Annotated in this window: 8 protein-coding genes; 5 read left to right on the top strand and 3 right to left on the bottom strand. The window is 72.8% G+C overall.

Annotation, left to right across the window (positions count from 1 at the left end; genetic code table 11):
• Positions 1-115: 115 nt before the first annotated feature.
• Positions 116-1,342: a hypothetical protein gene (locus tag ACJA3G_RS22710; RefSeq protein ID WP_406554870.1), complete on the top strand. Its 1,227-nt coding sequence runs from the start codon at positions 116-118 to the stop codon at positions 1,340-1,342.
• 204 nt (positions 1,343-1,546) lie between these two features.
• Here the strand turns inward: ACJA3G_RS22710 and ACJA3G_RS22705 are convergent, their stop codons facing one another.
• Together ACJA3G_RS22705 and ACJA3G_RS22700 are read right to left on the bottom strand one after the other, a co-directional pair.
• The gene (locus tag ACJA3G_RS22705) at positions 1,547-2,179 is read right to left on the bottom strand and encodes a PH domain-containing protein (RefSeq protein ID WP_406554869.1); all 633 of its coding nucleotides are present in this window, start codon (positions 2,177-2,179) and stop codon (positions 1,547-1,549) included.
• Between the two features lie 139 nt (positions 2,180-2,318).
• The gene (locus ACJA3G_RS22700) at positions 2,319-3,773 is read right to left on the bottom strand and encodes a hypothetical protein (RefSeq protein ID WP_406554868.1); all 1,455 of its coding nucleotides are present in this window, start codon (positions 3,771-3,773) and stop codon (positions 2,319-2,321) included.
• Between the two features lie 244 nt (positions 3,774-4,017).
• On the opposite strand from ACJA3G_RS22700, the gene deoC reads away from it, so the two are divergent.
• From deoC to ACJA3G_RS22685, 3 genes are read left to right on the top strand one after another with little or no spacing between them, the layout of a single operon-like run.
• A complete protein-coding gene (gene deoC, locus ACJA3G_RS22695) occupies positions 4,018-4,974 on the top strand; it encodes a deoxyribose-phosphate aldolase (protein ID WP_406554871.1) in 957 nt (318 codons plus the stop codon).
• 16 nt (positions 4,975-4,990) lie between these two features.
• A complete protein-coding gene (locus ACJA3G_RS22690) occupies positions 4,991-6,430 on the top strand; it encodes an aldehyde dehydrogenase family protein (RefSeq protein WP_406554867.1) in 1,440 nt (479 codons plus the stop codon).
• Positions 6,423-7,370 carry an aldehyde dehydrogenase family protein gene (locus tag ACJA3G_RS22685; RefSeq protein WP_406554866.1) on the top strand — a complete coding sequence of 316 codons (948 nt, stop codon included), beginning with the start codon at positions 6,423-6,425 and terminating at the stop codon, positions 7,368-7,370. Before ACJA3G_RS22690 ends, ACJA3G_RS22685 begins: the two co-directional genes overlap by 8 nt.
• 88 nt (positions 7,371-7,458) lie before the next feature.
• Here ACJA3G_RS22685 and ACJA3G_RS22680 read toward each other — a convergent pair whose 3' ends face one another.
• Positions 7,459-7,878 carry a hypothetical protein gene (locus ACJA3G_RS22680; RefSeq protein WP_406554865.1) on the bottom strand — a complete coding sequence of 140 codons (420 nt, stop codon included), beginning with the start codon at positions 7,876-7,878 and terminating at the stop codon, positions 7,459-7,461.
• Positions 7,879-7,942: 64 nt separating this feature from the next.
• Here ACJA3G_RS22680 and ACJA3G_RS22675 point away from each other — a divergent pair, with 64 nt between their 5' ends.
• Positions 7,943-8,659 (top strand): uridine kinase, encoded by a 717-nt coding sequence (locus ACJA3G_RS22675; protein WP_406554864.1) that lies wholly within the window; start codon positions 7,943-7,945, stop codon positions 8,657-8,659.
• Positions 8,660-8,774 lie beyond the last annotated feature (115 nt).

Here is an 8,774-nt window from a genome sequence, read left to right as displayed (position 1 = left end):
CACATGACCCGTACGAGTGAATCCCGTACGGCGTCCGGCGCAGCGCTCCCGGCCTTTTCCGGATCATCCGAGAAAGGGTGGCCCGGAACCGCCCGCCGAGCCCAGGAGCACCGCCGTGCCCCCGACCGTCTCACCGGCGGCCCCTACGCGCAGCCGTACGGGCCGTGCCGTCCCCGCCGCCCGCAGCCCCCAGGGGCAGGGCGGCGGGGACGGCCTCCGTTTCCTCGGGACCACCGTCCGGGCCGCCTTCGCCCGGGCCGCGCCCGCGCTCCTGGGCCATCTCGCGGTACGGCTGCTCGGCCTCGCGGTCCTCGCCCGCTGGGCGCACCTCCAGCACCACGGCGTCTGGCCGACGCTGGCCACCTCGTGGGACTCGCACTGGTACCTCGGCATCGCCGACCACGGGTACGACCGGGAGCTCGGCACCCGGCTCAACCACAACAACCTGGCGTTCTTCCCGCTCTACCCGGCCGTGATCAAGGCGGTGGCGGCCGTGACGCCCGGCTCGCGGGCGAGCGTGGGGCTGGCCGTGGCGGTGCTCTGCTCGTCGGCGGCGGCGTGGGGGATCTTCGCGGTCGGCGACCGGCTGTACGGCCGGCGCGCGGGCACGGTCCTGACGGTCCTGTGGGGCGCGCTGCCGGTGGCCGTCGTGCAGTGGATGGGCTACACCGAATCGCTCTTCACGGCGCTCGCCGCGTGGTCGCTGTACTGCGTCCTGACGGGCCGCTGGGTGGCGGCCGGGGCGCTGGCCTCGCTGGCGGGGCTGACCCGGCCGACGGGGATCGCGGTCGCGGCGGCCGTGGCGGTGGCGGCCCTGGTCGCCCTGCGGCGCGGCGGCCCCGCGCGGGGCCCGCTCACGGGCGCGCTCCTGGCCCCGCTGGGCTGGTTCGCCTTCGTCGCCTGGGTGGGGGCCCGGCTGGGCCGCTGGGACGGCTACTTCGCGGTCCAGCGGCTGTGGACGAACGAGTGGGACGGCGGCGCGGACACCCTGCGCGAACTGCGCACCCTGCTGGTCTACGACCGCTCCCCCGCGCTGTTCCTGGTGGTCGTCTCGCTGGTCCTGATCCTGGCGGGCGCCCTGTTCCTGCTGAGCGTGGCGGACCGCCAGCCGGTGGCCCTGCTGACGTTCTCGGCGGTGCTGCTCCTGGTGGTCCTGGGCAGCGGCGGCGTCTACTTCCCCCGGGCCCGCTTCCTGCTCCCCGGCTTCCCGCTCCTGCTCCCCCTGGCGGTGTCCCTGGCGAGGGCCCGCCGCCATGTGACGCTGCTGGTCCTGGGCGGGGCGGCGCTGTCCTCGGCGTGGCTGGGGTCCTACATGCTGCTGGTGTGGCCGGGGCCTCCGTAGGACGACACCGACAGGGGCGCGGGCCGCCTTCAGGGGCGCGGGGAGCTGCGCGACAGGCCCAGGACGGCCCGCGGCTCAAGAACGACGGCACCCCCACCCCTCAGGGGCGCGGGGAACTGCGCGACCAGCCACCCACGACCGGCACCCGGAACATGACCGCTCCGGCACCCCACCCCACCGCACCCCGGAAAACCCGGAAAACCCTCACGCCACGGCGAGCAGCACCACGAGCACCACGGCCCCGGCGATGGCGGGCGCGATGACCTCGTAGGCCCACCGCACGGCCACCGGGCCCTGCGCGCCCGCACGCCCGGCGTTCCGCTCCGCCAGCTCCCGCAGCTCCCGGATCGTCCGGTCCGCGGAAGCGAGCCGGGACTTCTCGTCGGCACCGGCGGTGGTGGACGTACGCCCGTACGGGTCCGTCGCAGCGTCCCGCACCTGCGCCCGGGCGGCCCGCTTGCGCTGCCGCAGCGACACGGGAATCGACCACAGCTGGTACTTCGTACCCTCCTGGTCGAACACCTCGCTGGAGTACCCGGCCCGTACGTCCGCCACGGCGGCCCACGGGAGCGTCACGGTCCGGAACGGGTTGCGGACCCGCAACCGGTCGTCGTTGGCGAACACGGCCGGCCGCACGGTGAACGCGAAGACCAGCGGCACACCGCACAGCAGCCCGGCCAGAGCCAGCCAGGGCGCGCTTCCGTGCCCCTGCACGATCGCGTCCCCGGCCAGCCAGAGTCCGAGCGCGAGCAGCAGGACGCCTCCGGCGATACCGCCGGGTGAGCGGTAGACGCGGTCGGCGTAGGTGGGCTCGGCGGGCGGCGTGGGGCTCGTCATGGGGCCGATTGTGCACTACGTGTTCGAGCCGGGCCGAGACAGGGCGCGGACGCGCCCGCCGGTCCGGCCCGGAACACGCGCACGGGGGCGCCGCCACAGCAGTGGCGGCGCCCCCGGCGGGCTGTGGAACGTACGGCCGTCAGCCGCGCGCAGCCGCCCGGCGGCGCAGCGCCACGAACCCGAGCCCGGCCGCGCCGACCGAGGCGAGACCCGCGCCCCCGGCGACGAGCACGGTGTTGTCGTCGTCCTTGCCACCGCCCTTGACCTCGGCCCCGGCAGCGACCGCGCCCTTGGGGACGACCTGGACGCCGGTGGCGCCGGTCTGGGCCGTGGTCCCGGTCGCGGTGTGGGAGCCGGTGCCGGTGGTGTTCGTCGTCCCGGTGGTGACCGCGCAGCCCGCACCGGCCGGCTTCTTCGGGAACTTGATGGTGGCCCAGGGGCTCTTGCCGCCGTGCACGTGCATCCGGAAGACGGGCCCGCTCGGCAGGTCCTGCACCTCGGCGCCACCCAGCAGGCCGTACCTGTCACCGGTGGAGAGCCGGTCGTAGACAGAGCCGTCGTTGACGTTCGTCACCTCGGCGACCGAGCCCTTCGGGCCGCTGGACAGTCGCAGGCTCAACCCCTTGAAGGGGGTGCCGCTGCTGCGGAAGGCCGTGCAGCCCTTGGTGTAGTCGACATCGCCGTCGAAGCCGCCCGCCGGGTTGAGCCAGGAGCCCACCTTGCCGCCGGAGTTGAGGCCCACCCACATGCCGCCGACCTGCCGGCCGTTCTCGGCCGCGCCCCCGGGTCCGCCCGCCGTGACCGAGCCGCGCTCCTTGCCGTTGGACGCCGCCAGCTCCAGGACGTACCAGCCCGCGCCCATCTTCCGCAGCTCGCCGTAGGTGCCGTCGGCCAGCTTGCGCCTGCCGAGGTCCTGGCCCCCGCCGCCCGCCTCCCGCACGGAGGTGAGGGCGCCGTGGGAGTCGAGGGTCACCCGGGTGCCGTCGAAGACCGCCGTCCGCTTGTCGGCGAAGTCGCCGCCCGCCGTGAGGGTGCCGAGCACCTTCGTGCCCTTGAGGACGGTGGCCACGTAGTACTTGCGCTGCACACCGCCGCGGTAGACCTTCGCGTGCAGCCCGCCCTTGAGGGTCTGGTCGCGGAGGAACTCGTCCTTCGAGGCCTTCGGCAGCGCGTACGTGGAGACCGCGCCCGTGGGCGAGGTGACCTTCAGCACCGGGGCCGCGCCGGAGGCGCCGAGCAGCTGGAGCTTGAGGCCCTTCACGTCCGGGACGGTGGCCGAGAGGGTGTCCCGGTCCAGCACCGCGTAGACGTGGCCACCCCAGCCCCTGCTCGGCGTCCAGTCGGCGCCCACAGCGCGGATCCACACCTCGGGACCCTCGGCCTCGTTGCGCAGCACCGCGAGGACTCCCAGCTTGCCCTGCTTGTGGATGAGGACCTTCTGGCCGTCGTACGCGTCGAGCAGGGGGCTGGCCGCGGCCGGTGCGGAGGCGGAGACGGACGGCGCCGCCAGCGCGCTGGTCGCGGTGACGACCGGGGTGAGGGCGACACCGGCGACGACCGCGGTGGCGAGGGCGGTGCGGAGGGCGTTACGCATGACGACTCCCAAGGAGACAAGTGGTGGAAGAGGGAAGAGCCGCATGCCGCTGTGTTCTCGTTCGGAGTGGGGCCGTTGGAGGTTTCGGCGGGCTGCATCGACAAATTTAAGGATCTTGTTCTCCGGAGCTGTCCGCTCCTCGTCACAGCGGTGTGACAGGGAGCGGAACCGGGCGTTCCAAAGGGGCCCTGGTCAGCGGGGCTGTACAGGACGCTACGCGCGTAGATATGCTCATCTGGTGACCATGCCCACCAATGCAACTGCAGCTGCCCTTGCCGACGCGACCGCGTCGGACGCGGCACTGCGCCGCTTCCTCCACGGGCTCCCCGGCATCGATCCGGTGGGCCTGGAAGCGCGCGCCGCGTCCCTCGGCACCCGTTCGATCAAGACGACGGCCAAGGCGTACGCCATCGACCTGGCCATCTCGATGATCGACCTGACGACGCTCGAAGGCGCGGACACCCCGGGCAAGGTCCGGGCGCTCGCCGCCAAGGCCGTCCACCCCGACCCGCTCGACCGCACCACCCCGGCCACCGCGGCCGTCTGCGTCTACCCCGACATGGTGGCCACCGCCAAGGAGACCCTGAAGGGGTCGGGCGTGCTGGTCGCGTCCGTCGCCACGGCCTTCCCCGCGGGTCGCGCCGCCCTCCCGGTCAAGCTCGCGGACGTACGCGACGCGGTGGCCGCCGGGGCCGACGAGATCGACATGGTGATCGACCGGGGCGCGTTCCTGGCCGGGCACTATCTGAAGGTGTACGAGGAGATCGCGGCCGTGAAGGCCGAGTGCGGCGACAAGGCCCGCCTCAAGGTCATCTTCGAGACCGGCGAGCTCTCCACGTACGACAACATCCGCCGCGCCTCCTGGCTCGGCATGATGGGCGGCGCCGACTTCATCAAGACGTCGACCGGCAAGGTCGCGGTGAACGCGACGCCCGCCAACACCCTGGTCCTGCTGGAGGCCGTGCGCGACTACCGCGCCCAGACCGGCGTCCAGGTCGGCGTGAAGCCCGCCGGCGGTATCCGCTCGACCAAGGACGCCATCAAGTTCCTGGTCCTGGTCAACGAGACCGTGGGCGAGGACTGGCTGGACAACCACTGGTTCCGCTTCGGCGCCTCCTCGCTGCTCAACGACCTGCTGATGCAGCGTCAGAAGCTGGCGACCGGCCGTTACTCCGGCCCCGACTACGTGACGGTGGACTGAGACCATGGACAGGAAAATGCAGCCGTCTGCTTTCGAGTACGCTCCCGCTCCCGAGTCGCGTTCCGTCGTCGACATCGCGCCCTCGTACGGCCTGTTCATCGACGGCGAGTTCGTCGACGCGACCGACGGCAAGGTCTTCAAGACCGTCTCGCCCAGCTCCGAGGAAGTCCTCTCCGAGGTCGCCCAGGCGGGCGAGGCGGATGTGGACCGGGCCGTGAAGGCCGCCCGCCGGGCGTTCGAGAAGTGGTCGGCGCTGCCCGGCCGCGAGCGCGCCAAGTACCTGTTCCGTATCGCCCGGATCATCCAGGAGCGCAGCCGCGAGCTGGCCGTCCTGGAGACCCTGGACAACGGCAAGCCGATCAGGGAGACCCGCGACGCGGACCTCCCGCTGGTCGCCGCGCACTTCTTCTACTACGCGGGCTGGGCCGACAAGCTCGACCACGCCGGCTACGGACCGAACCCGAAGCCGCTCGGCGTCGCGGGCCAGGTCATCCCGTGGAACTTCCCGCTGCTGATGCTGGCCTGGAAGATCGCCCCGGCGCTCGCGACCGGTAACACGGTCGTCCTCAAGCCCGCCGAGACGACCCCGCTGACCGCGCTGTTCTTCGCGGACATCTGCCGCCAGGCGGGTCTGCCCAAGGGCGTCGTCAACATCCTCACCGGGTACGGCGACGCGGGCGCGGCCCTGGTGGAGCACCGGGACGTCGACAAGGTCGCCTTCACCGGCTCGACCGCCGTCGGCAAGGCCATCGCCCGGTCCGTGGCGGGCACCGACAAGAAGGTCACGCTGGAGCTGGGCGGCAAGGGCGCCAACATCGTCTTCGACGACGCCCCGATCGACCAGGCCGTCGAGGGCATCGTCACCGGCATCTTCTTCAACCAGGGCCAGGTCTGCTGCGCGGGTTCGCGCCTGCTGGTCCAGGAGTCGATCCAGGACGAGCTGCTCGACGCGCTCAAGCGCCGGCTGTCCACGCTGCGCCTCGGCGACCCGCTGGACAAGAACACCGACATCGGCGCCATCAACTCCGCCGAGCAGCTGGCCCGGATCACCGCGCTCGCCGACACCGGCGAGGCCGAGGGCGCCGAGCGCTGGTCCCCGGCGTGCGAGCTGCCCGAGAACGGCTACTGGTTCGCGCCGACCCTCTTCACCAACGTCACCCAGGCGCACACCATCGCCCGCGACGAGATCTTCGGCCCGGTCCTGTCGGTGCTGTCGTTCCGTACGCCGGACGAGGCCGTCGCCAAGGCCAACAACAGCCAGTACGGCCTGTCGGCGGGCATCTGGACGGAGAAGGGCTCGCGCATCCTCGCGGTCGCGGGCAAGCTCCGGGCCGGTGTCGTGTGGGCCAACACGTTCAACAAGTTCGACCCGACCTCGCCCTTCGGCGGCTACAAGGAGTCGGGCTTCGGCCGCGAGGGCGGCCGGCACGGTCTGGAGGGTTACCTCGATGTCTGAGAAGTCGGCTGAGAAGTCGTCCGTGAAGTCGGCTGAGAAGTCGGCCGAGAAGTCCGAGTCGACGCGTCTTGGTGTCTTCAAGACCTACAAGCTGTACGTGGGCGGGAAGTTCCCGCGTTCCGAGAGCGGCCGGGTGTACGAGGTGAGCGACGCGAAGGGCAACTGGCTGGCGAACGCACCGCTGTCCTCCCGCAAGGACGCGCGGGACGCGGTCGTCGCCGCCCGCAAGGCCTTCGGCGCCTGGTCGGGAGCGACCGCGTACAACCGCGGCCAGGTCCTCTACCGCGTCGCCGAGATGCTGGAGGGCCGCAAGGAGCAGTTCGTCCGCGAGGTCGCCGAGGCGGAGGGACTGTCGAAGTCCAAGGCCGCGGCCGTCGTCGACGCGGCGATCGACCGGTGGGTCTGGTACGCCGGATGGACCGACAAGATCGGCCAGATCGTGGGCGGCGCGAACCCGGTCGCGGGTCCGTACTTCAACCTGTCCACTCCGGAGCCGACCGGGGTCGTGACCGTCGTCGCGCCCCAGGATTCGTCGTTCCTGGGCCTGGTGTCGGTGATCGCCCCGGTGATCGCGACCGGCAACACGGCCGTGGTCATCGCCGGCGAGAACGTGCCGCTGCCGGCGCTGTCGCTGGGCGAGGTGCTCGCCACGTCCGATCTGCCGGGCGGAGTCGTCAACGTCCTGTCGGGCAGGACGGCCGAGCTCGCGCTGCCGCTGGCCGCGCACCAGGACGTGAACGCGATCGACCTCACCGGGGCGGGGGCCGAGCTGGCCCGCGACCTGGAGGTCGCCGCCGCGGACAACCTCAAGCGCGTGCTGCGCCCGGCCGCCACGGACTGGGCCGCCGATCCCGGTACGCACCGGCTGACCGCCTTCCTGGAGACCAAGACCGTGTGGCACCCGACCGGGTCGCTGGGCGCCTCCGGCTCGGCGTACTAGGGCGCAACACGCCCTGGCCGCCCCGGCGGACACGAACCCCGAACGGCGCCCCGGGCCCCCACCCGTGGCGCCGTTCGGTCTGTCCGCCTCAGCCCGGGAGCAGCTTCGTGGCCGCGCCGACCACCGGGAAGTCCTTGAGCGCGCCGCTCTCGTGCAGCGGGCCCGTGGCCATCGCCGTGGAGATCGGCTTGAAGTCCGCGATCTCCGTGCCCACCGCGTTGTCCAACGGGTCCACCCGGGTCTTGGCGAACGGGTTGAGGCTGAGCGTCTTCGCCGGGGCGAGCGCGTTGGTCACCCCGGCCGACAGGTCGCCCGTGACGGAACGCGTGGTGCCGTCCACCTCCGCCCCGGGGTTCGCGACGGCCCGCCCGACCGTCTCCGTCGCGCCCGGCAGCGCCTGGGCCGCGCCCGCCGCCCCGGCCAGCGCCGCGCCCGCGGCGGTCGCGGTGAGCCCGGCCCGCAGCAGCACACGGCCGCGTCGGGCCCCGCCGGTGTCGTTTCGTGCCATGTCGTCCCACTCTCGTACGTCACCACTACGTGTCGTGTCGAGTACGCAGCGTAGTTGAGGTGTGATGCTCGATACCAACCAGCTCCCCGGGGCATCCACCTCCCGGGTGGATGCCTCAGACTGGTGTCCCGTGACCGCACCCGCCATCCCGACCCGCGTCGTTCTCCTCACGGGCCCCTCCGGTTCAGGAAAGTCCTCCCTCGCCGCCCGCACGGGTCTGCCCGTGCTGCGCCTGGACGACTTCTACAAGGAGGCCGACGACCCCACCCTGCCGCGCGTGCCGGGCTCCCCCGACATCGACTGGGACTCGCCGCTGTCCTGGGACGCGGACGCGGCCGTGGCCGCCGTCGTCGAGCTGTGCCGTACGGGACGGACGGCCGTGCCGGAGTACGACATCGCCACCAGCTCGCGGACCGGGACGACCCTGTTCGGCGTCGACGGCACGCCGCTGTTCGTCGCGGAGGGGATCTTCGCGGCCGACATCGTGACGCGGCTGCGCGAGCACGGGGTGCTCGCCGACGCGCTGTGCCTGCGCGGGCGGCCCTCGACCACCTTCCGGCGCCGGCTCCTGCGCGACCTCAGGGAGGGGCGGAAGTCCGTGCCGTTCCTGCTGCGGCGCGGATGGCGGCTGATGCGGGCCGAGCGGGGGATCGTGGCGCGGCAGGCCTCGCTGGGGGCGCACCCGTGCGGCAAGGCGGAGGCGCTCGGCCGGGTGGCCGCGGCGGCGGGGCGGGGTGCCGGGTCGACCGCGGCTGCGACTGCGCCCGCGGCGGGAGTCTGACCGCGCCGGCAGCGGCCGGGGACGGTCGCGGACGGGCCGCGCGGCTCCCCGCACACCCCGGCGTCCGGACGCCGTAACGACAGAACGGGACCGAACGGGCCCCCCGGCCCTTCGG

The organism is Streptomyces sp. YS-3, assembly GCF_045257485.1.
Lineage (GTDB): Bacteria > Actinomycetota > Actinomycetes > Streptomycetales > Streptomycetaceae > Streptomyces.
The sequence above is the reverse complement of the archived record's forward strand: the minus strand, read 5'-3'. Positions and strand labels throughout refer to the sequence as shown.